The following is a 21,935-nucleotide window of genomic DNA, read 5'->3' on the forward strand; positions in this document are numbered from 1 at the left end:
CCTCTACCTCCTCCTCCGCCCCCACACCCTCCTCGCCCTCACCCCTGCGGGCACCCCCTCTGGACCCTCGCCCTCCACCCCCCGCACCCCCCCGCCATCCTCCCCTCCGGCACCCTCTACGCCCTCACCACGCCCCGCACCCTTGCCCGCATCACCCCCACCGGCCGCACCCTCTGGCGCCTCACCCTCCCGGCCGACCCCGTGCTTCCCCCCGTTGCCACCGCGGGCGGCCCCCTCTACCTCGCCCTCCCCGACACCCTCCTCGCCCTCACCCCCGGCGGCCGCACCCTCTTCCGCATCCCCCTCGAGGCCTCCCCCCTCGCCCTCGTCCCCACCCCCCGGACGGGCCCTCTCCTCCTCACCGCGCGGTCCCTCACCCAGTTCGACCCCACCGGGACCCTGCTTTGGACCCGCCCCCTCACCTCCGGCGCCGCCCCCGCCCTTCGGACCGCACCCGGCCACATCGCCGTGATCACCCAGGATGGCACCATCCATCGATTCGATGCAGACGGCACCCCCCTCGACCGCCGTACCCTCCGCACCCCCCTCGCGCCCTCTCTCACCGCCCTCGCCGCCGACGGCACCCTCCTCCTCGCCACGCGTGACGGTCGCATCCTCGCCCTCGCGCCCGACCACACCCTCACCGACCTCACACCCGCCCCCCCCATCCCCTATCGAGGCACCCCCCTCCATCTCCTCCTCACCGAACAGGGACGCATCCTCCTCACCACCAGCGACTGGCTCCTCTACGCCCTCCCGACACCCCTTCGCCCCTCGCCCCTCTGGGCCCATGAACGCGGCCCCGCCGCCGGCACCGCCTCCCTCACCCGAGGCCCCGCCATCCCCCCCTGGTGGGAGGACGATCCCCGCTACCGGACCCTCCGCAGACTCGCCACCTCCTCGGACGTCGAGGACAACCTCAGGGCCCTCTCCCTCATCGAACGTCTCCTCGAAGGAGACCAGGCCCTCGAGACCCTCGACTATCTCATCCCCCTCCTCCAGGAGCTCGCCCTGAGGGGCATGGGAGACCCCCGCACCACCCGCACCCACAGCCCGGTACGCGCCCGCGCCTACCTCCTCCTGGCCCGCACCGGAGACCCCGCCGCCCTCCCCCGGATCCTCTCGGGACTCGCGTACGAGACCCTCCCCGAACCCGTCGAAGCCCTGCTCGCCGCGGTGGCCGCCTTCCCCCTCGATCCGGACGGCACCCTCACCGACCGGCTCGAGACCCTGCTCCACAGACTCCCCCGCACCACCCTCACCGCCGTACTCGACGAATTTGTAGGTGCACTCTCACGCATTGTGGAGTATAATAGGGGGAGGGAAGGTGTGGAGAAGGCCATGAGACTCGCGCACCAGCTCGCCACAGGACCGTATCCCGCGGCCGTCCGCAGGGCCGCGCTTGACATACTCACCCACCAGGAAAAGGAGGCCCCATGAGACGCATCACCGCCCTCTTCCTAGGGCTCCTTCTCGCCATGCCCCTCGCACCCCTCGAAGTCGCCCGCGACGAACTCGAAGCCTACCGGGATGCGGAGATCACCTTCGTCAACTACGAAGGCCCGCACGAGAAGATCGAGACCATCGAACAGATCAGAGGGATCGGCATCGCCCTCGCCTCTGGGAGGGACTACACCACGCCCTTCACCGCCGATTACGCGGGCAAGTACCGCATCATCCACGCCGTCGATCCGGCCACCGCGGTAGGACTCGACGCCGACATCATGGAGATCCTCCCCTCGGCCCGGGTGGACCACATCCTCAACCTCAGGCGCATCATCTCGGGATACCTCCAGGAAGCCTACGGCTATAGCCCGGAGGACGCCGCCACCCTCGCCTTCTTCATCACCATCTACAACGCCGTGCTCAGGGGCAACGTCACCTACTTCCAGGAGATGTACAAACCCGTGGTGGTCCGGCACCTCAGGGCCGACACCGTCGGCCTCTCGCGACACTACCGCGACTGGCCCGGGGGAAGCCAGATCATCATCCCCCTCACCGAAGGGGCGGCCCGTGCGGACATCACCGCCATAGAGACCGGGACCCTCACCGGCCCCGAGGTGATCCAGGAACTCAAGATCAGGGAGGACAAGGCCATCCCGGAACGCAAGGAGATGGTCGAGATCAAGGAGAAACAGATAGAGGAAGAGAAGGCCGCCCTCGAAGCCCGGAAGCAGGAGGTGACCGAAGAGGAGACACGCCTCGCGGAGGAGAAGGCCGCCCTCGAAGCCCAGAAACAGACCCTCGAGCAGGAGAAGGCACGGGTGGAGGAGACCCTGGCCCAGGCGCCCCCCGGGAGCGAAGAGGAACGCCAGGCCCTCGAGGAGAAACGGGCCGTGGAGGAGAAGGAAGCCGAGATCGCCCGGATGGAGGAGGAGACCGCCGAGAAAGAGGCCCGGATAGAGGAGGAGAAGACCGAGATCGCCCGGAAAGAGGCCGAAATCGAGAAGAAGGAAGAGGCCGTGAAACGTGAGCGCGAGGACATCGCCCGCGACCAGGAGAAGGTCATGGCCCAGCAGGCCGGAGCCGCACCCGAGCGCGTCCCCGTGGTGGAGGTGACCGATCCCGAGGGCCTCATGAAGAGCAGGTTCCTCCTCCTTGACACCACCACCTACGAGCCGGTCGCAGGGGCGGGCCTCACCATCGTGGGGAGGACCCCCGTCCCCTTCTCCGGAGGCTACCTCGTGATCGTGCCCCGGGACGGAACCACCGGCACCCTCACCCTCGTCGACGCCCGCACCCTCGACATTCTGAGGGAATGCGCCGACCCGGTGAGCATCCAGAGCCTCATCGAAGTACACGAGGGCAACGTCTATGCCGTGTTCCAGAAAGACGGGAGGTGGCACGTAGGCCGGTTCGACCAGAACCTCGTCCGGCTTGCCTACACCAGGGAGGAAGTGGCACCCTACACGAGCTTCACCTTCACACCCACAAGTCTCTTTCTCCAGCGACCCGACGGGAGGATCATAGAGGTCTCACTCTCGAGCCTGAGCGCGGAGTGAGGGATCGACGTTGACCCTCACCCTGCAGATGCTGCATACTCGGTGCCGGACCACACCCACTCATGAGGAGGACCTATGAGCGAGCATCCCTTCAGGGGAAGGACCATCGCCACGGTGCGGGATCTCTCGGTGGACGAGCAGTACTACCTCTACACCAAGGCCCGGGAGTTCAAAGAAGGCTTCGAAAAAGGCGGGGACATCTCCAAGTTCCGTATCGAAGACCCTTCCATGGCGGTGTACCTCTTCTTTCTGGAGGACAGCACGAGGACCAAGGAATCGTTCCGGAACGCCGCCCTCTTCCATGGGGTGAAGGTCAACGACTTCAACGTCCTGAGTTCCTCCTTCAACAAGAAGGAGAGCATCACCGACACCGTGAAGATGCTCGTGGGCTACAGTAAACGCACCATCGTGGTCACGCGTTCCCGTCAGGAGGGCCTCTGCAGGTGGCTCGAGCAAGCCGTGGGCGCCTACGCCCGCGACGTCGGCAGGGACCTCGTGGCCTTTATCAACGGAGGCGACGGCAAACACGAGCACCCCACCCAGGAATTCCTCGACGAGTTCTCCTTCCTCGAACACCTGGGGTGGGACAGGAGCGGGATCCACATCGCCCTGGTGGGAGACCTCTTCCACGGTCGTACCGTCCACTCCAAGGTAGACGGCCTCAAGGTCTTCCGGCAGGTGGAGGTCGATCTCATCGCTCCCGATGACCTCGCCATGCCCGAACACTACGTGCGCAAGATGGAGCTCGCTGGCTTCACCGTACGGAGCTTCCCTTCGATCGAGGCCTACCTCTCCCAGCGGAACATCGCCCCCATCTGGTACTTCACTAGGCTCCAGCTCGAGCGGATGGGCGAGCACATCCTCGAAAAGGCCCCCATGCTGAGGAAGGCCGTCACCTTCAGGAAGGAGTTCATGGACCTCTTGCCGGAGGGGACGCGATTCTACCATCCCCTTCCGCGGCACAGGGAGACCCCCACCATCCCCCACTTCCTCGATGCAACCCCCCTCAACGGCTGGGACAGACAGTCGATCAACGGCTACTTCACCCGGGCCGTACTCCTCTCCATGGTCGCCGGGAAGATAGGAGACGACTTCGAGGGTGCACCTCGCCTCCTCCCCACCTTCAACGAAGACTTCGTGCAGGAAGTCGAGGTCCGACCCCGACGGAAACCGGACTACAAGGTGGGGATAAAACCAGTGGAGAACGGGATCGTCATCGACCACATCGGGATGGGCAAGGATCCTGCGTCCATCTGGAACCAGATCGATAAGATCCGTCGGATCCTCAGGCTCGATTGCATCAGCTCGCATGGCGTCTACACGTCCCATCGCACGGGAGAGTACAAGGGCATCATCTCCCTCCCCGACGTCCTCTCCTTCGACAGACCTCACATCAAGATGCTCGGCGCCATTGCCCCCGGATGCACCCTCAACATCATCAAGGAGGGACGGGTGGAACGGAAGTTCCGTATAGGGATGCCTCCACGTATCTACAACTTCGAGGAGATCTCCTGCACCAACGAGGACTGCATCTCACACCCCGATCAGCACGAACACGTCATCCCGGAGTTCCACCGTTCCGACGAGGGGCTCTTCGTGTGTAAGTACTGTGAACGACCGCACACCTACGAGACCATATGGAGGAGCTGAGTCATCCCCTCCTCTTCTCCCACCACCTGCGGACGGTCCGCCAGAGTCTCCTGAACCAGAGTCGGATCCGCATCCAGAGGGAGGGGTGCTCGAGTGCGTTGAGGAGGAGATAGCCGTCGGTCTCCTCCTGGAGGGAGAGCTGTTTCCGGGTGGTGTTCTCCTCCATTTCCAGCTCCCGCATCCCCATCTCGTCGTCGATCGGCACGATCCGTACCTCGATGGTCTTCCACCCGAGTTCCTGTGCGGCCCTCAGCCTCCGATAGCCTGCGATGAGATCGAAGTCCCGGGAGATGATGATGGGGTGGAGGAGACCGTGCTTCTTCATGCTCTCTTTGAGCGGAGAGAGGTCACCCACATCCTTTCGTATCCGCTTGGGGATCCTTATCCGTCCGATATCCACTTGCATACGCTTCTAGGTACAAACTATCAAAAAATCTCCATTGTGGAAAGGCTTAGTCGAGCAAGGGATTGGAGGAGAGGTCCAGCTCCTCCTGCGGCGTCGGCGCGATCCCTCCGCCGGGGGTGGCGGACGGTTCGGCATCCAGACTCTCCATGAGGTTCCTGATCTCCGGATCGAGTTCTATCCCGATGGAGAGGGGCAGCTCGTCCGGTGTGTCCTGCACCAGGAGGGAGTCGAAGAGTTTCGATTCCAAGATCTGATCCCGCTCCTGCTCGAACTCCACGATGCTGTCGAATTCCTTGGGTTCCGTGCCAGTGAGGAAGACCTCCGTGCGGACTTCGCCGGTGTAGCCGGGTGGGGGCAGCAGCCCGTGCTCGGTCACCTCCACTTCCACGATCCCCCGTGAGGGTTTGGGGAAGTCTTTAGGCGGGAGATCCTCGTGGATGGCCTTCATGTAGCGGGCCCACACCGGACCTGCGGTGACCGCGCCCGTCTGGTTGACGCCGAGGGAGTTGCCGGGCTGGTCGAAGCCGAACCAGACGGCCGTGGTGAAGTAGGGGGAGAAGCCCACGGTCCATACGTCGGACCAGTTCTGGGTGGTACCCGTCTTGCCGGCCATGGGCATGGGAAACCCTCCCACGAGCTGACGGGCGTAGCGGAGGGTTCCCTCCTCCACCGTGCTCTGGAGCAGGCTCGTCATGATGTAGGCGGTCTGGGGGCTGATGAGATAGATGGCGTCCCCCTTGCGCTTCTGCTCCTCGCGGAGCTCCTTTTCCGGTTCGAGCACGATCCTCCCGTTGCGGTCCTCCACGTAGCGGATGGCGAGGGGGGTCACCTCCTTGCCGCCGCTTGCGAACACCGCGTAGGCCCGTGCCATCTGTATGGGGGAGACGGTGATCACGCCCAGGCCCAGGGGATACTTCCGGGGGAAGGTCCGGGCGATCTCGGTCGGGTCGGAGATCCCCAGAAGGAGGGCCGCTCGTTCGATCGCCGCGTCGAACCCGATGGCGTCGAGCACCTTGAGGGAGGGGACGTTCATCGAGTGGGAGAGTGCCTCCCTCACGGTCACGTAGCCCTTCCACTCGCCCCGGTAGTTGAGGGGGGTGTACGGTGTGCCGTCGTCGTTCCAGAAGACCACGGGTGCGTCGTAGATGAGGGTGGCGGGCGTGAACTTCCTGGAGTCGATCGCCGCCGAGTAGTAGAGTGGCTTGAACGAGGAACCGGGCTGCACCTTGGCCTGGACCGCGCGGTTGAACTGGTTGATCTGTTCGAACGAGCTTCCTCCGACCATGGCGAGGATGTAACCCGTATCGTTCTCGAGGGTGATGAGAGCCCCTTCGACCCTCGTGCGACCCCGCTCCTGCTGGCGCTTCCGGTTTTCACGCTCGATGGGGGTGGCGAGTTCCTGTATGTCGAAGAGATTGGTGCTCATCTCCAGCACGGGGAAGAGGTTGTCCATGGCGTACTGCTTCGCGTCCTGCATGCGCCGCCTCTCGCCCGCGGCGATCTCAGGGAGGTCGAAGGCCAGGGAGAGCATGTCGAGCACCGGGATGAACTCCTGCTCGGCCTTGGACCTGGCCCGGGACCTGTTCGACCGGTAGACCGCGTTCACCCGGGCGAATCCTTCCTGCATGTACCTGTCGGCCTTTTCCTGGAAGTCGAGGTTGAGGGTGGTGTGGATCACGAAACCATCGGTGTAGATGTTGAAGGTCCCAAGGAGCCGCTCCTCGAGCTGCTGTCGCACGTACTCCGAGAAGTACGGGGCCCTGTCCTCGCGTTCGAAGAAGGCCGAGGTGTTCTGGGGCCGGGTGTAGTCGAAGTTGCGCCAGAACTCGTCGAACGATGCCTTGGCTTCCTCCTCGGTGGCATACCCCAGCCGTACCATCTCCTGGAGTACGGTCCACTGCATCTTCTTTGCCCGCTCGGGATGGTTGATGGGGGAGTATCTGGCGGGGCTCGCGAGCTGGATCACCAGCATCACCGATTCGGCGAGTGAGAGTTCCCGTGCCGAGTGACCGAAGTAGAACTGGGATGCAGCCTCCACGCCGTAGGTCCCGGCGCCGAAGTACATGGTGTTCAGGTAGAGTTCCAGGATTTCCTTCTTTGTAAGGTTCCGTTCGAGTTGGAAGGCCCACCACAACTCCTTGAGCTTCCTGGTGATGGTGATCTCCCGTCGATCGGTGTAGAGGTAGCCCGCCACCTGCTGGGTGATGGTGCTCCCGCCGGAGAAGTACTGACCCGTGACGATGTTCCAGAGGGCACGGAAGAAGTTCCTCACGCTGAACCCGTTGTGCCGAAAGAACTCCTGGTCTTCACGGGTGATGAGGGCGTAGATGAGGTGGGGAGGGAGTTCCTCTATGGAGACGATCTCCCGCTTCTCGTGTGAAAAGAACTCGGTGATGAGCCGGTCCTTCACGTCGAGGACCTTGCTCGGCAGCGCCACCTTGCTCCTTCCCACGTCGTAGAAGTGCTCGATGTTGAGGGTTCCGGCGAGGGCGAGACCCACCCCTATGCCCGTGCCGATCGACCAGAGGAGGAGCACGCCTATGAGTACGTTGAGGAACAGAGTGGAGCGCTGCACACCCATACGTAGAGACAGTAGGAGGAGGAGGGGGGTTTGTCAAGGAGGACCGGGTAGGCGATGCGTGCGGTCCCCTCTGCCCGAGGGGGCACCGGCCTTGCCGAGAAGGCCCCTCTCTGGTATCCATGTGAGGGATGCGGTTCGCGGATCCCCCGGTGGTGACTGTCTCTCTCGGAGCCTCGGAGCGGGAGATCGAGTGGGCGTGCTCGCTCGCGAGAGAACTGGACCTCGTCCTCGTGCCTCGCGGAGATCGCAGCCTGGAGGATCTGGCGGCCGCATCCGGAGCCTCCGCGGTGCTGGTGGTGGGCAAGGATGGCCTCTCCCTGTTCCACGCAGGGAGACGGTACGTCTTCCACCCCAACATGGCCGTCCTGAGGGTCGATCGCCTCCGGAAGGGGGTGGAGGACAGGCTCGTGGCGGTGGCGGGGCTCGGGGCCGGAGACCGGGTGCTCGACTGCACGTGCGGGATGGCAGCCGATGCCGTGGTGGCATCCTTCGTGGTGGGGGAGGGGGGCGAGGTGCGCGCCCTCGAGGCCTCGCCCGTCCTCGCCTCCCTGGTGCGGGGCGGTCTCGCTTCGTACGTCCACCCCGATGCGAGGCTCTGCGAGGCCATGCGGCGGGTGGAGGTGCTCACCGCCGACTACAGGGACTACCTCGCTCAGGAGGATTCGGGCTCGTGGGACGTGGTTCTCTTCGACCCCATGTTCGAGTCCACCTACGACGCCTCACGCGGGATCGACCTCGTGAGGATCCTCGCGAGGGAGGGGCTGCCCGACAGGGAGGACATCGAGAGGGCGCGGCGTGTGGCTCGGCGGTGTGTGGTGGTGAAGGATCGGCCGCCGGGCGCTCTCATCCGTCGTCTCGGGGTGGATGTGGTCCACCGCTCGCGGAAGGTCTGGTATGGGGTTGCGGAGGGGACGGCCTCACGATCGTAGAATCGTAGAGATGAAGAAAAAGGGCCGACCCCCGAAGGGCCGGCCGCGGGTCGGTAATGTATAGCGTCTGGGAGGGGAACTATAGCGATTACCGACACCCTGATTATCGACGTATGCCGTCGGAAAATTTACCAAAAAATCTCCGCCACGACCACCTAGTGTGCCGGCTCCTCTATGTGCAGGTCGAGGAGCAGGGTGATGGTATAGGTGACGTTCTCGGTGACCTCGAACTCCCTGGTGATGGAGTAGTCCCCCACCTTGATCACCACGCTGTGGGTGCCCGTGGTGATGGGGAGCAGTTCCCGGGGCGCCGCGTCTATCTTCTCTCCGTCGAGGAAGATCTCGGCGATCTCGGGCACGTGGAAGAGGAGCGAGGGATGCGCCCTCTCGACCTCCACGACCAGTTCCGTGGTCTTGCCCTTCTCCACCGCGAACGTCTTCTCCAGGGGGGAGAACGCGGGCCCCTTTATGGTGAGGGAGTGGAGGCCGCTCGAGAGCAGGATCGGATCGCCCGTGTAGGAGATTTCCTTCCCGTCTATGAAGAAGGTGCATGCCGGGATTTCCTCGTCGTCGAGGCCCTCTATCCTGAGGCGGAGATACCCTTTCCGGGCGTAGAGAGGGAGCACGGTGCACTCGAAGGCCTGTGAGGAGGCCGAGGAGGGGAGACCCTTCATCACAGGGGTGAGGACGAAGGCGAGGGGGAAGTCGTCGGGTGCGACGGCCGGGGTGGGGAAGACCCCCGGACCTCCGGGAACGAAATCCGAGGAGGGGAAGGGGACCTGTATGACCACCTCGGTGGAGGTCGGGAGGATCTGGAAGAACGTGCGCGTCCCCTGGTAGACCCTCCGCTCCGGGGAGGGCGCGGGAAGGATCCCACGGTACAGAATCCCCGCGATCCCCTGCACACCCTGGAGCTTCCGGGGGACGGTGATCCGCAGCTCGAGCCCTGCGTACAGATCCCTCTCCTCAGGAGGTATGGTGATCACGAGGACCTCCTCCAGGAAGAGAGGAATGGGGCCTCCGTCCCTGCCGTCCCACACCTTCGTCCTGAGGCCTCGGATCTCCTCCCCCCCAAGGGGCACAGAGAGGAGGATGGCGAGCACGAGCATCATCTTCGCAGGAACTGTAGAGGATCTTTCCATCTCTCCCCCAATTGGGTGCCGAAGTGGAGGTGGGGTCCGGTGGTCAAGCCCGTGGTTCCCACGCGTCCGATCACGGAAGAGAGCACGACCTCCTCTCCCTCGGCCACCGTGATCTCCTCGAGGTGGCCGTAGAGGGTCTTATAGCCCCCCGCGTGTGCTATGATAATATATAGCCCAAGGACCGGATCTTTTCCAGTTGCCACCACCTTTCCTTCGCGGGCGGGATACACGGGCGTGCCTTCGGATACGGCGAGGTCGATGCCGTAGTGGAACGAGGTCTTTCCCGTGATGGGGCTGATCCTGTGCCCGAAGGTGCTGGTGATCCTCGCTCCCTTCACGGGCATCTGGAAGAAGACGTTGAGGAAGAGGAGGCGTTCCAGAGGGGTGAACCCCTCACCCGGGTGGAAGAGGAAGCGCGTGGAGGCTTCTCCCGTGTGGACCACCACCTCCCGACCTTGGCTGCTCCTGGGTGAGACGGCCAGATACTGCTCGAAGTCGGTGCGCGGCTCGGTGGGGACGAAGAGCCCGGGCTGATTGGGGAGGAGGAGGGGCGTCCCCGGGATGAGATCGTCGGGGTGTTGGAGCCTGTTGAGGGTTGCGATCGCATCGTAGGGTATGTTGGCGGCGGCGGCGATGGTCATGAGGGTGTCGGAGGGGGAGGGCACGTAGAGGTAGAGGAGGAGAGGGGGAGGATCGGCGTCGGTGCGGGATGCGGCGAGGTGGGAGGATGCAACGTCGGCGAGGAGTTGCTTGAAGAGGGGATCGGAGGAGGAGAGGTCCCGGATGAGGGGATACCATGGCTGGGCGAGCGAGGGGAGGGTGAGGATGCACGAAAGGAGGAAGACGCGTCCCATCATAATAGGTATCGGAGGAAGAGGACGAGGAGAAGAGCTGCTCCTGCCACTGCCGCCCCGGCGAGGGGGGACCCGGCGCTCATGAGGAGGAGCCCGCCGATGATCCCTGTACCTCCGAGAACCCATCGGACCAGGCCTTTGAGGAAGGGGACGAGCACCTCCTTCGCATAGGCCCGCAGCCCCTTCGAGCGTATGCGTACGACGAGACCCCTGAAGAGATGGAAGCCGGCGAGGAATGCGGTCAGTCCCACGGTGAGCCAGGCGAGGAGGGGGGGCGAGAGCACGGCGACGCCCCACAGGCCGTAGGCCGCGAGGGCTCCCACCAGGGCGATGAGTGCGCAGACCAGGAGGACGTCCAGGATCGTCTCCATCTCACGCTTGAGCGACTGTTTGTTCACGGCGTCACTCCTTTGGATCCTTCCTCCTGGTCGGGGAGGTCGGGTCGTCCCCTCAGTATTCCCACAAACCACGAGAGTTCCTCCTCCTTCCCGAGTTTCTCTGCGAGGGGGAGGAGCTTTTCGAGGATCGCATTCCCGCGACGGTCCTCTCCCATCGCCGTCCATATGCCTAAGGCCCTGGTGTAGGAAAGATAGGCGAGCTCGTCTTCCCCTCTTTCGAGGTAGAGGTCCCCGAGGGTCGTGAGGGAGAGGGCGATCCCGGGGGCATGTTCGGCCCTCTTGTCATGTGAAAGGGATTCCTGGAGCAGGGCCACGGCGGTCTCCGTATCCCCCTCGGAGGCGGCGATGGAGGCGAGGACGTAGTAGTTGGCGGCGAGTCCCCGCTGATCCTTCGCCCTCTCGTTGAGGGCCGCCGCACGTTCGAGATAGGCCTTCGCCTCCTCCCGTCGCCCTTCCCGTGCGAGCATGAGGGCCATGTTGTGGTACACGGTGGCCACCTTTTCCGGGTGTTCCTTCTCCACGTCCGACGAGGAGGCGATGAGCGAGTCGAGCATCGCTCGTGCCTCCTCCATCCGTCCTGTGCGCTGGAGGAAGGAGGCCCTGCCGGAGCGAACCTCGTATGAGAGGAGCCGGTCGTCGGTGAGGACGAGGAGCTCCTCCGCCCGGGTGAGGGCCGCCCCGGCTCCCGTCTCGTCGCCTCGGGCGATGGCCACCTCGGCGAGGGCGAGATAGGAGCGGATCACCCCCGGGATGTGGTCCACGGAGAGGTTCTCATGGAGGGCCCGCAGGAAGAGGGCCTCGGCCTGGGCGTAGCGCCCCTTGGTGAAGTAGTCCCACCCGTACGTGAGGTAGGATGCCGCCTGGTTGCGCACCTCGAAACGTTCCTCGGGTACGGGCGGCTGACTCGAGCAGGATGCGAGGATCAAGGGGAGAGCGAAGAGCAGGTGTGCGTGCCTCATCGGAAGGCTCCTTCACGTAGAGGTTCGAGAAGGGTCTCCTGCGTCTGTTCCTCGGGTATCCCACCGCGGATGAGGGGATTGTTCCGGATTCCTTCCAGGACCTCCCTTCCCCTCCGGATGGCCTGTTTCCCCTCTTCGAGGGTACCCACGAGTTGGGGCTCGGTCGAGGTGAGGAATTCGGTGAACTGCCTGAGGTTCGAGATCGCCGCCTCGAGTTCGCTGAGACTCGCCTCTATCGTGCTGTAGAGTTCCATCTCGTCGTCGAGTATCTTGGCGAGGGATCCCCGGGCACCCAGGAGCCGGGGGACGAGCCCTTCCACCTCGGACAGCCCTGCGGAGAGGGTCTCGATGTTGGCGGCGATCCCTTCTATCCGTTGGAGCACGGCGCCCAGGGCCACTCCCTCGTTCCCCGAGAGCCCTGCCTCCACCGTGGTGAGGGTCCGATCGAGGGAGAGGAGTACGGTGTTGAGGTTCTGGAGCACGGGCTCCACCTCCCCCAGGAGCCGGGTGATCGCGTCGGCGCCCGGAGGAACGTCCACACGTCCCTCTTCCACGAGGCGTCTTCCTTCCTCGAAGTCGAGCGAGGGGATGAGGCTCCCCTCGGGGAGTGGCGGGGTGGGCGTCTTCCCCTGGTAGAAGACGAGGCCCCCTCCCAACCCGAGTGGGTTCGAGACCACGGCGAGCACCGAGTCCTCGTAGACCTTGTCGTAGAACCGATCTTCGATGTAGAGGAAGACCTTCACCCGGTTGTCCTCGTCGAGGGTGATGTCGGTGACCTTCCCGATGGCGAAGCCCTTGAACTGGATGCCCATCCCCGGCTTGATCCCATGGGTTTCGGAGAAGTACGTATAGAAGTGGTAGTTCTTCGAGAACCACCGCTGGTTCACGCCGAGGAGGATGAGGACCCCGACGAGGGCCACGAGGCCTCCCAGTACGAAGAGACCCACGATCTGGGATGCGAAGCGTATCTTGAATTTCATGGCGAACCCCCCTGCCACACGTCTTCTCCATCGAGGAGGGAGAGGATGTCCATGTCGTAACTCGCCGCCTGGCTGAGCACGTCGGAGAGGGCCTCGATGGTCTCGGGATTGGTGCTTCGGATCACCTGCGAGAGGGAGCCGGTCTCCACCAGACGTCCCTCTTTCAGGATGATCACCTCGTCGGCGAGGTTGGCACAGACCCTTGGGTCGTTCGTGGCTGCGATGATGCTCACCCCTTTCCCCTTCTCCTTCCTCAGGCGCTGGATCATCCGCTCACAGACGGCCGGATCCACCGATGAGGTGGGCTCGTCGAGGAAGAGGACGCGCGGTTCGACGAGGAGGGCCCTCATGAACGAGGCGATCTTCCTTTCCCCCAGAGAGATCTGGGAAGGGCGGAGGGAGAGGTCGTCGTCGAAGAGGAACTCTTCGCACATACGCTCGATCCTTCGCAAGAGGGCCTGCCTGTCGGCCGAGGGATCCCTCTGGAGCACCGGGAGGGTGAGGTTCTGGAGCAGGCTCATGTTCGCCCACAGTGCCGCGTCTTGAAACACGAAGGCGGTCTGCCTCCTCATCGAGAGGAGTCGCTCGTGGGAGAGCCGGGTGATCTCCTCTTCCCCGAAGATGATCCGGCCTTTCTCTATCTCCTTGAGTCCGTTCATCACTTTGAGGAGGGTGGACTTGCCCGATCCGGAGAGGCCCATGATCACGGTGGTCATGCCTTCGGGCACCTCCAAGGTGATCTCCTTGAGGATGGATACCCCTTCTATGGTCGCGGTCACCTCTTCCAGGCGTATACAACTCCGTCTCATAGGTAGTACACCAGGGTGAGGAGTGCATCGGCCACGATGCAGTAGACGAATCCCTTGCCTACCGCCTTTATGGCCACCTGCGGTATCTCGGTGGAGGCGCGTTCCACCTGGAACCCGCTGTAGGTCCCGACCAGGGCGATCACGGCCCCGAAGGTGGCGCTCTTCACCAGGGAGGAGAGGATGTCCACCGGCTTCAGCCTGAGGAGCAGGTTGTGGAAGTACTCGGCGAACTGTATAGGGTGGATGAGAGAGGTCACGAAGAAGGAACCCAGGAGTCCGAAGATATTGAAGTAGACGTTGAGGAGGGTGACGGCCACGATGGCGCCGAGGAACCGGGGTACCACGAGATAGGAGATGGGGTCTATGCCGAATGCCATGTAGGCCTCGATCTCGTGGGAGACCACCATGGTGCCGATCTCGGTGGCGATGGCGGTTCCCGATCGAGCGGTCACGATGAAGGCCGTGAGGATGGGACCCAGCTCCCGGGTGATCACCGCGATGAGGATGGGGTAGACCAGGTCTCCCTGTCCGAACTGGGGGAGGAGGGAGACGCCCTGGATGATGATGAGGGCCCCTATCCCCAGGGCGAGGAGGGCGATGACGTTGAGGGCCTCCACGCCGGTGAAGAGTATCTGAAGGACGAGGACCCTCCCGGCTTCCCCCCGTCGTTTGCGGAAAAAGAGGACGGTCTCCTTGATGACCGTGGCCACGTACCCTATGCCGTAGAGGATGTCGTGTGTACGAGCGATGGCCCGATTTCCCAGGGAGCTGAGGATGTCTCCGCTCATGTACAGACTCCGCAGTGGGAAAGTCGTTCGATCAAGTCCGGGATGAGGGATGAGGTGATCGTGAGCCCCCCCGCGGTGGTGCCCAGGTCCACATCCCGCCTGTCCTTGCCGTGGAAGTCCGAGCCCGCCGAGACGAGGAGGCCCAGCGAGGCGGCAGTCCGGGAGAACTTCCGTGCCTCCTCCAGGGAGTGGGAGTAGTGGTAGGCTTCTACCCCGTCCACCCCCGCCTCACGGTAGTCGGCGAAGCGCCGAACGAGCTCCTCGTCCGGGATCCCGAGGCTCACGGGATGTGCGATCACGGCGAGCCCCCCCGCCGCATGGATGGCCCTCACGGCCTCCTCCAAGGTGCACCCTGCCTTGGGCTCGTAGAAGGGCCTCCCGTAGTTGAGATATTCCTCCATGGCCTCGGGGATGGATCGAGCCAGGCCTCTCGCCACCAGAAGGCGGGCGAAGTGCGGACGCGTGACCACCCCCTGCACCTCCTCCATGTCCTCGAGGGAGACCTCTATGCCCGCTTCGCGCATCCTGTGGATGATGCGGACATTGCGCTCGTGGCGGCGTCTCCTCAAGTCTGCGAGCAGATACCCGAGCACGGGGTTCGAGGCATCGATCCCGAGCCCGAGGAGGTGGAATTCGCCGCCCTCGTGGGCCACTTCCATCTCGATCCCCGGGATGAAGGAGATCCCTTCCTCCCGTGCGGCGCGTGATGCCTCCTCGAGCCCCGACGTAGTATCATGATCGGTGAGGGCGAGGAGCCCGATGCCCAGGCGGGCGGCCTCCTTTATGAGGAGGGAGGGGGAGAGGGCCCCATCCGAGGCGGTGCTGTGCGTGTGCAGATCGAGCCGCATAGCTTCCATACACCTATTACAGTAGGAAAAAACCGACTCCTGCTCAATGCCCCGGGGAGGGGCGGGGAAATCCCGTGGAGGATGGTATACTATATAAATGCTTGATTTTCTCGAGGTATGGTTTTACAGTCGAAAAAGGAGAGGATATGCCCCGAACCGTCCACTACAAAGCGAGCTCCGTGATCTATTTCGAAGGGGATGTGGGAGACAAGGCCTACATCCTCCGCGAAGGAGAGATCGTCCTCACCTCCACCGATCTCGAGACGGGCCAGGAGGTGCACGAACGGATAGGCAAGGGGGAATTCTTCGGTGTCAAGTCGAGCGTGGGGCGCTATCCCCGGGAGGAGACTGCGATGGTCCTCTCCGACGCCGAGGTGCTGGAGTTCTCCGCCTCTGAGTTCGAGGGCTTCCTCCTCAAGAACCCCCGGGTGATGATGAAGATGCTCAAGGTGCTCTCCCGTCAGCTCCGACGTATCCACAAGCGGGTTCAGACCTTGCTCGCCGTCTCGGAGGAGGTGAATCCCGAAGAGGGCCTCTTTTCTATCTGCAAGTACTACATCGAGAAACAGCAGTTCTCACAGGCCGCCTACGCCCTCGGCCGGTACCTCGCCTACTATCCGGATGGCGTCCACGTGGAGGAGGTGAAGGCCGCCCTCACCCGCGTACAGGCTGCCCAGGCGAGAGGGGGTACGGGTGCGCTTTCCATCCCGTCGCCCGAGCCCAGGAAGCCCTCCCTCTCGTCCGCGGAGAAGGACTTCTACGAGGCAGAGAGCCTGTTCGGCCAGGAACGGTACGAGGAGGCCCTTGCCTCCTTCACCCGGATTGCAGAGGGATCCGACCAGGAGGATGTCCGGCGCAGGGCCCTCTTCGAGTCGGGGAGGTGTCTCATGGCCATGGCGCGTTACGACGAGGTCATCCAGCACTACTCACGGTTCGCACGGGACTTCTCCGACGCACCGGAGACCTCGGAGGCCCTCTTCCTCATCGCCCGTGCCTACGAGGAGAAGGGCGATGGAGCACGGGCAGGGGCACTCTACCGTAAGGTGCTCTCCCTCCCGGGAGTGAGCAGCGAAGTGGTGAAGAAGGCGCGGAAGGCACTCAGGGGCCTGGAGGAACGGGTATGATGCTCACGGGGCCGTCATTCGACCGATTCGCCGTCTACTACAAGAGGGGTGACATCATCTTCTGTGAGTATGAACCGGGGGACACTTTCTACCTCATCCAGGAGGGGAGGGTACAGATCTCCAAGATCATGGGAGGGCTCGAAAAGACCATCGACATCCTCAAGCCGGGAGAGATCTTCGGAGAGATGGCCATCCTGGAGGAGGCACCGCGCTCGGCCACGGCCGTGGCCCTGGACGACGTGAAACTACTCGAGTTCACCAAGGAGAATTTCTCCCTCCTCCTCGAGGGAAACCCCCAGATCGCCCTGAAGCTCCTCAAGCTCTTCATCAAGCGCATCTATGACCAGAAACGAAGGCTCATGATCCTCACCCTCGACGATGAGCAGGCCAGGATCGCGGACGTGTTCCTCATGCTCGCCGAGTCCCGTCTTCAGGAAGAAGAGGACGAGGGCAAGGGGCTCGTCTTCGAGACCACGGTGGACGACATCGCCCATTGGGCCGGGATGAATCCCACCCGCGCCCGCAACGTGCTCAACCAGTTCGCCTCACAGCACCGGGTGACGCTCCATCCCGACAAGATCGTGGTGCACAACATCAACGATTTCAGGCGCCTGGTGTCCTCCCGGAGACCCATACGGAAATGAGAAGACGACAGGGAAGAAAGGCACGCCTTGCCCGCTACCGCGAGATCTTCACCCTCCTCGTGGGATACGGGTTCGACGAGGCCCTCCGCCGCCTCCCGCTGCGGGGCTTTTTCGTGAGGAAAAGACGCGGTGGGAAGGTGGAAGGGCTTCCCTACGAAACGAGGGTGCGCCTCCTCCTGGAGGATCTCGGTCCCACCTTCATCAAGTTCGGTCAGCTCCTCAGCAACCGACCGGATCTCGTGCCCCCCCGGCTCGCCAGAGAGCTCATGAAGCTCCAGGATCGGGTCGCCCCCTATCCCTCGGAGGAGGCGTTCGCCATCTTCGAGGAGGAGCTCGGGGTCGCCCCCTCGGAGGTGTTCGCACGCATCGAACGTGAGCCCATCGCCTCGGCATCCATGGCCCAGGTCTACCGGGCCCATCTCCCATCGGGTGAACAGGTGGCGGTGAAGATCCAACGCCCTCACCTCGAGGAGATCATCGAGACCGATCTCGAGATCATGGAACGCCTCGGCTCGATCCTGGAGCAGCTGTTCTTCGAGGGACACATCCCCATGAAGGCCCTTGTCCGGGAGTTCGGACGCCAGCTGCGGAAGGAGATGGATTTCTCGGGAGAGCTTCGTCGCATCCAGCGTTTCCGGGAGATGCACGCCGGGATGCCCCGGGTGATGGTGCCTCATGTGTACGAGCGACTCTCGGGAACCCGCGTGCTCACCATGCAGTACGTGGAGGGCATCCGGGTGAGTGAGCTGGATGCCCTCCGGGATGCGGGCATAGACCCTGCGGACATCGCCCGGGTCGGGGTTGAGAGCGTACTCACCCAGATCTTCGTGCACGGGTTCTTCCATGCCGATCCCCATCCAGGCAACATCCTGGTCCTGCCCAACGGAAGCCTCTGCTTCCTCGACTTCGGGGCCATGGGGGTCCTCGATCCGTCCACCAGGATCCACCTCGCCCAGATCTTCCTCGGCATAGGGGAACAGAGTCCACAGAAGGTGGTCTATGGTCTCCTCTCACTCGCCGGTCGCAGGGAAGGACTGGACAGGAGACGCCTCGAGCAGGAGGTCTACGACCTCATCCAGGACTATGCGTTCCTGCCTCTCGGTGCGCTCAACGTCAAGGAGGTGATAGAACGCTTCTATCAGCTCATCCTCCACCACAGGCTCGTCTTCCCTCCGGGACTCTATCTCTTCTTCAAGACCTTGCTCGCACTCGAAGCCTTGGGGAGGACCCTCGACCCGGGTTTCCAGCTGGTCGAGTACCTGCAGCCGCACGTGGAACGGTTCGTGGCCAGTACCCTCAGGAAGAACCAGCTCCTCAAGAACATCCCCTTCTTCCTCTCGGAGGCCTTCGACAGCCTCAACGAGACGGGGTTCGAGATACCCCAGCTCATCCAGCGACTCAAGGAGGGGAAGGTGGTGGTGGACCTCTCGGATACCGACCTCAAACTCCTCTCCCAGAAGGTGGACGAGTCGACCACCCGGCTCTCCTTGAGCCTCATCATCGCCGCGGCGATCGTGGGCTCCTCCATCCTCATCCAGGCGAAGATACCGCCCCTCTGGAACGGTGTCTCGATTCTCGGAGTCGTCGGTCTCGCTACGGTGGGAATCCTCGGGGGACTGCTCGTGCTTCACTTTTTGAAGCGATCCTAGAGCCAGAAGTGGGATTCGAACCCACGACCCACGCTTTACGAGAGCGTTGCTCTACCTCTGAGCTATTCTGGCGTGCGCACGCATATATACCCTATTTCCTCCCGAAAATCAAGAAGCCCGTCCGGCAAAACCGTTAACTCTTCCCGCACGGGGTCGATAATCAAAGTGGTATGATACGAGGGTACTACATAGGCGCGAGCGGCATGGCGAGCCAGCTCAACCGGATGGACGCCATCGCCAACAACCTGGCCAACGTGGACCTCACCGGGTACAAACGGGACACCGCGATCTTCAAGGCCTTCCCCGAGCTGCTCATCCGAAGGATGAACGACAGGTACTTCAAGATCCCGTGGGGATCCATCGACAACACCCCCGTGGTGGGGAAGCTCGGCACCGGGGTGGAGACGAACGAGGTCTACACCGTGTTCGAGCAGGGACCGCTCAAGGAGACCAAGGACCCCTTCCACTTCGCCCTCGAGGGACAGGGGTTTTTCACCGTGCTCACCCCGCAGGGCGAGCGCTACACCAGGAACGGGTCCTTCATCCTGGGACCGGAGGGGCTGCTCGTCACCAAGGAAGGTTACCCCGTGGTGGGTGAGAACGGGCTCATCCGCATCAAGGCCAACAACTTCGTGGTCGATGAAGACGGGCGCATCTTCCAGAACGCCCGTTTCGCGGAGGATCCCGACAGGCTCGTAGCCCTCGAGGAAAACGAGTGGGACGAGACGGAATTGGTGGATCGTCTCAAGATAGTGAACGTCCGCAGGCCCCGCTATCTCCAGAAGCAGGGGGACTCGCTCTGGAGGACCACCCGGGAGTCCGGGGAGGCGGAGATCCTCCAGGAAGGAAGACCGAAGGTGCGCCAGGGCTTCCTGGAAGGGTCGAACGTGAACCCGGTGACGGAGATGGTGCAGATGATAGAGGTGAACCGGGCCTACGAGGCCAACCAGAAGACCATCGAGACACAGGACACCCTGCTCGGCCGACTCATCAACGAGGTGCTGAAGATATGAACATGATGGATCAGGAGGCGGAGATATGATGCGATCGCTCTGGACCGCGGCATCCGGCATGGTGGGACAGCAGTACCACATAGACACGGTGGCGAATAACCTCTCGAACGTGAATACCACCGGATTCAAGAAGAACCGGGTGGACTTTCAGGACCTCATCTACCAGACCGTCCGCATGGCGGGTACCCCTGCCACCGAGGTGACCGTGGTGCCAACCCCCACCCAGGTGGGACACGGCGTACGGGTGGCGGCGAGCAGCAAGATCTTCACCCAGGGGGCCCTCCAGCACACGGACAACGTGAGCGACCTCGCGATTCAGGGCGAGGGGTTCTTCAGGGTCCTCCTCTACGACGGCACCTACGCCTACACCCGTGACGGCTCCTTCAAGATCGACAGCAACGGTCAGCTGGTCACCTCGAACGGGTACCGCCTCATCCCCGAGATCGTTCTCCCCGAAGGTTTCATTGCCGACACCCTCGCGGTCTCGGAGGACGGAAGGGTGACCGTGAAGGTGCCCGGTCAGGACGATCCCGTGGAGGTGGGGCAGATACAGCTCTACCGCTTCGTGAACCCCGCAGGACTCCTCGCCGTGGGCGACAACCTCTACAAGGTGACGAACGCCTCGGGTGATCCCATAGGCGGGAGACCCGGATTCGATGGTATGGGCAAGCTCCTTCACAAGTTCCTCGAGATGTCCAATGTCTCCGTAGTGAACGAGATGGTGGAGATGATCGTGGCTCAGCGGGCCTACGAGCTCAATTCGAAGGCGGTCCAGACCTCGGATTCCATGCTTGGCACCGCCGTGAACCTCAAGCGCTAGGAGGAGCACGGTGATCAACCCCCTCGACCTGTATAAGATAGTAGACACACCGGTGCCTCCCGGGCTCCCCCGGAAGGAGGATCCGAAGCTCAAGGAGGCAACCGAGGAGTTTGAAGCCCTTTTCGTGAAGATGATGGTCGATCAGATGCGGAAGGGGGTGCCGAGATCGGGGCTCCTCGAGAAGAACATGGCCGAGGAGGTCTTCGAAGACATGCTCTACGACGAGTATGCGCGGCTCATGGCTAAGACCACCAGGTTCGGTCTCGCGGAGATGCTCTACAAGGAACTCTCCGGATGATCGAGGTGTAGCGAAATGAGAAAAATGTGCCGCACCGATGTATGAAAAAGCAGACAGAATACGAGGTGAAAGCTGGAATGGCACGGGGAGGATCTCATGATCCTTCCCTTTTCTTTTTATTGAAGTGAATTATATGGCCACATGATTGTGGCACGCTCCTTGCTGGATAATGGACAGGAGTGTGCCATGAGCAGAAAGAGAGTCGTGAAGTACAGCGTCGGAAGGGAAGAGATAGCCTACCTCAGGGAGATCAAGCGCTATAAACTGCTCTCTCCCGAAGAGGAGAGGGAGCTCGGCAAGCGGATACGCCGGGGTGATCCTGAAGCACGGGAACGGCTCATCACCGCAAACCTCAGGCTCGTGGTGAAGATCGCGCTCCAGTTCTCGGTACCCGATATCCCCCTCCTCGATCTCATACAGGAGGGTAACATCGGCCTCATCCGGGCGGCGGAGAAGTTCGACTATCGGAGGAACATCCGCTTCTCCACCTATGCGGCCTGGTGGATACGACAGGCCATCCACAGGGCGCTCATGAACAAGCGGCGTCCGATACGGCTTCCGAACCGTAAGGAGGACGTGCTCCGCAAGATAGAGAAGGCGAAACAGCTCCTCGAGCAGCGTCTCATGAGAGAACCCTCCACCGAGGAGATCGCCGAGCTTCTCGGCATGGAGACCGAGGAGGTCGAAGAGCTCATCAACCTGGGCCAGGAGGTGGTCTCCCTGGAAACCCAGATCAACGACGGGAGCATGGACCTCCATGATGTGTGTCCCGGTGGTGCCTCTCCCGAAGAAGAGGTGTGCAGGAAGGCCTGCAGGGAGGATACCCTCACCCTCATACAGCGGACCCTGGATTCCCGGGAGAGCGAAGTGGTCCTCCACCGCTACGCGCTCACCGGACCTCGCTATACCCTCAAGACGTTGAGCGAGCATCTGGGGATCTCTCCCGAGACCGTGCGGCAGATAGAGATCCGTGCCCTCCGGAAGTTGAGGGAGCGGGCCGAGGTGGTGGGTGATTACGTGCTCTCTCGGTGAGTTGAAGTT

The 21,935-nt window shown here is 62.8% G+C and carries 21 protein-coding genes and 1 tRNA gene; 11 read left to right on the plus strand and 11 right to left on the minus strand.

The annotated features are described in order from the left end of the window. Nucleotides 1–201 precede the first annotated feature (201 nt). The 3 genes from STHERM_RS03505 to pyrB all read left to right on the plus strand — a co-directional run bounded on the left by STHERM_RS03505 (nucleotide 202) and on the right by pyrB (nucleotide 4,652). Complete coding sequence (locus STHERM_RS03505) at nucleotides 202–1,440, plus strand: PQQ-binding-like beta-propeller repeat protein (RefSeq protein WP_158304543.1); 1,239 nt, start codon at nucleotides 202–204, stop codon at nucleotides 1,438–1,440. Then, nucleotides 1,437–3,002: a P83/100 family protein gene (locus tag STHERM_RS03510; RefSeq protein WP_013313511.1), complete on the plus strand. Its 1,566-nt coding sequence runs from the start codon at nucleotides 1,437–1,439 to the stop codon at nucleotides 3,000–3,002. Before STHERM_RS03505 ends, STHERM_RS03510 begins: the two co-directional genes overlap by 4 nt. Nucleotides 3,003–3,077: 75 nt before the next feature. Further along, complete coding sequence (gene pyrB / locus STHERM_RS03515) at nucleotides 3,078–4,652, plus strand: aspartate carbamoyltransferase (RefSeq protein WP_013313512.1); 1,575 nt, start codon at nucleotides 3,078–3,080, stop codon at nucleotides 4,650–4,652. A 1-nt stretch (nucleotide 4,653) separates the two neighbouring features. On the opposite strand, the gene STHERM_RS03520 is transcribed toward pyrB, so the two are convergent. After that, nucleotides 4,654–5,058 (minus strand): ParB N-terminal domain-containing protein, encoded by a 405-nt coding sequence (locus STHERM_RS03520; RefSeq protein ID WP_013313513.1) that lies wholly within the window; start codon nucleotides 5,056–5,058, stop codon nucleotides 4,654–4,656. Between the two features lie 46 nt (nucleotides 5,059–5,104). Further along, nucleotides 5,105–7,639: a penicillin-binding protein 1A gene (locus STHERM_RS03525; protein ID WP_013313514.1), complete on the minus strand. Its 2,535-nt coding sequence runs from the start codon at nucleotides 7,637–7,639 to the stop codon at nucleotides 5,105–5,107. Nucleotides 7,640–7,767: 128 nt separating this feature from the next. On the opposite strand from STHERM_RS03525, the gene STHERM_RS03530 reads away from it, so the two are divergent. Beyond that, complete coding sequence (locus STHERM_RS03530) at nucleotides 7,768–8,568, plus strand: class I SAM-dependent methyltransferase (protein WP_013313515.1); 801 nt, start codon at nucleotides 7,768–7,770, stop codon at nucleotides 8,566–8,568. A gap of 155 nt (nucleotides 8,569–8,723) precedes the next feature. Here STHERM_RS03530 and STHERM_RS03535 read toward each other — a convergent pair whose 3' ends face one another. The 8 genes from STHERM_RS03535 to STHERM_RS03570 are packed head-to-tail and all read right to left on the minus strand — an operon-like array spanning nucleotide 8,724 to nucleotide 15,355. After that, on the minus strand, nucleotides 8,724–9,680 hold the full coding sequence (locus STHERM_RS03535) for a PEGA domain-containing protein (RefSeq protein WP_041623217.1): 957 nt from the start codon (nucleotides 9,678–9,680) through the stop codon (nucleotides 8,724–8,726). Further along, nucleotides 9,677–10,564, minus strand: coding sequence for a LysM peptidoglycan-binding domain-containing M23 family metallopeptidase (locus STHERM_RS03540; protein WP_237223346.1), 888 nt, complete (start codon nucleotides 10,562–10,564; stop codon nucleotides 9,677–9,679). The genes STHERM_RS03535 and STHERM_RS03540 overlap by 4 nt, the downstream gene beginning before the upstream one ends. Beyond that, a complete protein-coding gene (locus STHERM_RS03545) occupies nucleotides 10,564–10,962 on the minus strand; it encodes a hypothetical protein (protein ID WP_013313518.1) in 399 nt (132 codons plus the stop codon). Before STHERM_RS03545 ends, STHERM_RS03540 begins: the two co-directional genes overlap by 1 nt. Then, nucleotides 10,959–11,921, minus strand: coding sequence for a tetratricopeptide repeat protein (locus STHERM_RS03550; protein WP_013313519.1), 963 nt, complete (start codon nucleotides 11,919–11,921; stop codon nucleotides 10,959–10,961). The genes STHERM_RS03545 and STHERM_RS03550 overlap by 4 nt, the downstream gene beginning before the upstream one ends. Beyond that, nucleotides 11,918–12,901 carry an MlaD family protein gene (locus tag STHERM_RS03555; RefSeq protein ID WP_013313520.1) on the minus strand — a complete coding sequence of 328 codons (984 nt, stop codon included), beginning with the start codon at nucleotides 12,899–12,901 and terminating at the stop codon, nucleotides 11,918–11,920. The genes STHERM_RS03550 and STHERM_RS03555 overlap by 4 nt, the downstream gene beginning before the upstream one ends. Continuing rightward, the gene (locus tag STHERM_RS03560; RefSeq protein ID WP_013313521.1) at nucleotides 12,898–13,710 is read right to left on the minus strand and encodes an ATP-binding cassette domain-containing protein; all 813 of its coding nucleotides are present in this window, start codon (nucleotides 13,708–13,710) and stop codon (nucleotides 12,898–12,900) included. Before STHERM_RS03560 ends, STHERM_RS03555 begins: the two co-directional genes overlap by 4 nt. After that, nucleotides 13,707–14,498 carry an ABC transporter permease gene (locus STHERM_RS03565; protein WP_013313522.1) on the minus strand — a complete coding sequence of 264 codons (792 nt, stop codon included), beginning with the start codon at nucleotides 14,496–14,498 and terminating at the stop codon, nucleotides 13,707–13,709. The genes STHERM_RS03560 and STHERM_RS03565 overlap by 4 nt, the downstream gene beginning before the upstream one ends. Next, nucleotides 14,495–15,355: a PHP domain-containing protein gene (locus tag STHERM_RS03570; RefSeq protein WP_269464878.1), complete on the minus strand. Its 861-nt coding sequence runs from the start codon at nucleotides 15,353–15,355 to the stop codon at nucleotides 14,495–14,497. Before STHERM_RS03570 ends, STHERM_RS03565 begins: the two co-directional genes overlap by 4 nt. A 137-nt stretch (nucleotides 15,356–15,492) precedes the next feature. On the opposite strand from STHERM_RS03570, the gene STHERM_RS03575 reads away from it, so the two are divergent. Genes STHERM_RS03575 through STHERM_RS03585 form a run of 3 tightly spaced genes read left to right on the plus strand, consistent with a single transcriptional unit; the run spans nucleotide 15,493 to nucleotide 18,763 of the window. After that, nucleotides 15,493–16,470, plus strand: a complete 978-nt coding sequence (locus STHERM_RS03575) for a cyclic nucleotide-binding domain-containing protein (protein WP_013313524.1) — start codon at nucleotides 15,493–15,495, stop codon at nucleotides 16,468–16,470. Then, nucleotides 16,467–17,114 carry a Crp/Fnr family transcriptional regulator gene (locus STHERM_RS03580; RefSeq protein ID WP_013313525.1) on the plus strand — a complete coding sequence of 216 codons (648 nt, stop codon included), beginning with the start codon at nucleotides 16,467–16,469 and terminating at the stop codon, nucleotides 17,112–17,114. Before STHERM_RS03575 ends, STHERM_RS03580 begins: the two co-directional genes overlap by 4 nt. Continuing rightward, entirely contained in the window at nucleotides 17,111–18,763 is a 1,653-nt protein-coding gene (locus STHERM_RS03585) for an ABC1 kinase family protein (protein WP_013313526.1), read from the plus strand. The genes STHERM_RS03580 and STHERM_RS03585 overlap by 4 nt, the downstream gene beginning before the upstream one ends. Here the strand turns inward: STHERM_RS03585 and STHERM_RS03590 are convergent. Next, a tRNA-Thr gene (locus tag STHERM_RS03590) sits at nucleotides 18,764–18,835 on the minus strand. 98 nt (nucleotides 18,836–18,933) lie between these two features. Between STHERM_RS03590 and STHERM_RS03595 the strand changes: the two genes are divergently transcribed. The 4 genes from STHERM_RS03595 (at nucleotide 18,934) to STHERM_RS03610 (ending at nucleotide 21,926) form a co-directional block, all read left to right on the plus strand. Continuing rightward, nucleotides 18,934–19,776 carry a flagellar hook-basal body protein gene (locus STHERM_RS03595; RefSeq protein ID WP_013313527.1) on the plus strand — a complete coding sequence of 281 codons (843 nt, stop codon included), beginning with the start codon at nucleotides 18,934–18,936 and terminating at the stop codon, nucleotides 19,774–19,776. A gap of 25 nt (nucleotides 19,777–19,801) precedes the next feature. After that, nucleotides 19,802–20,596: a flagellar basal-body rod protein FlgG gene (gene flgG, locus STHERM_RS03600; protein WP_013313528.1), complete on the plus strand. Its 795-nt coding sequence runs from the start codon at nucleotides 19,802–19,804 to the stop codon at nucleotides 20,594–20,596. Nucleotides 20,597–20,606: 10 nt separating this feature from the next. Next, nucleotides 20,607–20,894 carry a rod-binding protein gene (locus STHERM_RS03605; RefSeq protein ID WP_013313529.1) on the plus strand — a complete coding sequence of 96 codons (288 nt, stop codon included), beginning with the start codon at nucleotides 20,607–20,609 and terminating at the stop codon, nucleotides 20,892–20,894. A gap of 186 nt (nucleotides 20,895–21,080) precedes the next feature. Then, the gene (locus STHERM_RS03610) at nucleotides 21,081–21,926 is read left to right on the plus strand and encodes a sigma-70 family RNA polymerase sigma factor (protein ID WP_013313530.1); all 846 of its coding nucleotides are present in this window, start codon (nucleotides 21,081–21,083) and stop codon (nucleotides 21,924–21,926) included. The last annotated feature ends 9 nt before the right edge of the window (nucleotides 21,927–21,935 follow it).

The organism is Spirochaeta thermophila DSM 6192 (assembly GCF_000147075.1).
Classification (GTDB): domain Bacteria; phylum Spirochaetota; class Spirochaetia; order Winmispirales; family Winmispiraceae; genus Winmispira; species Winmispira thermophila_A.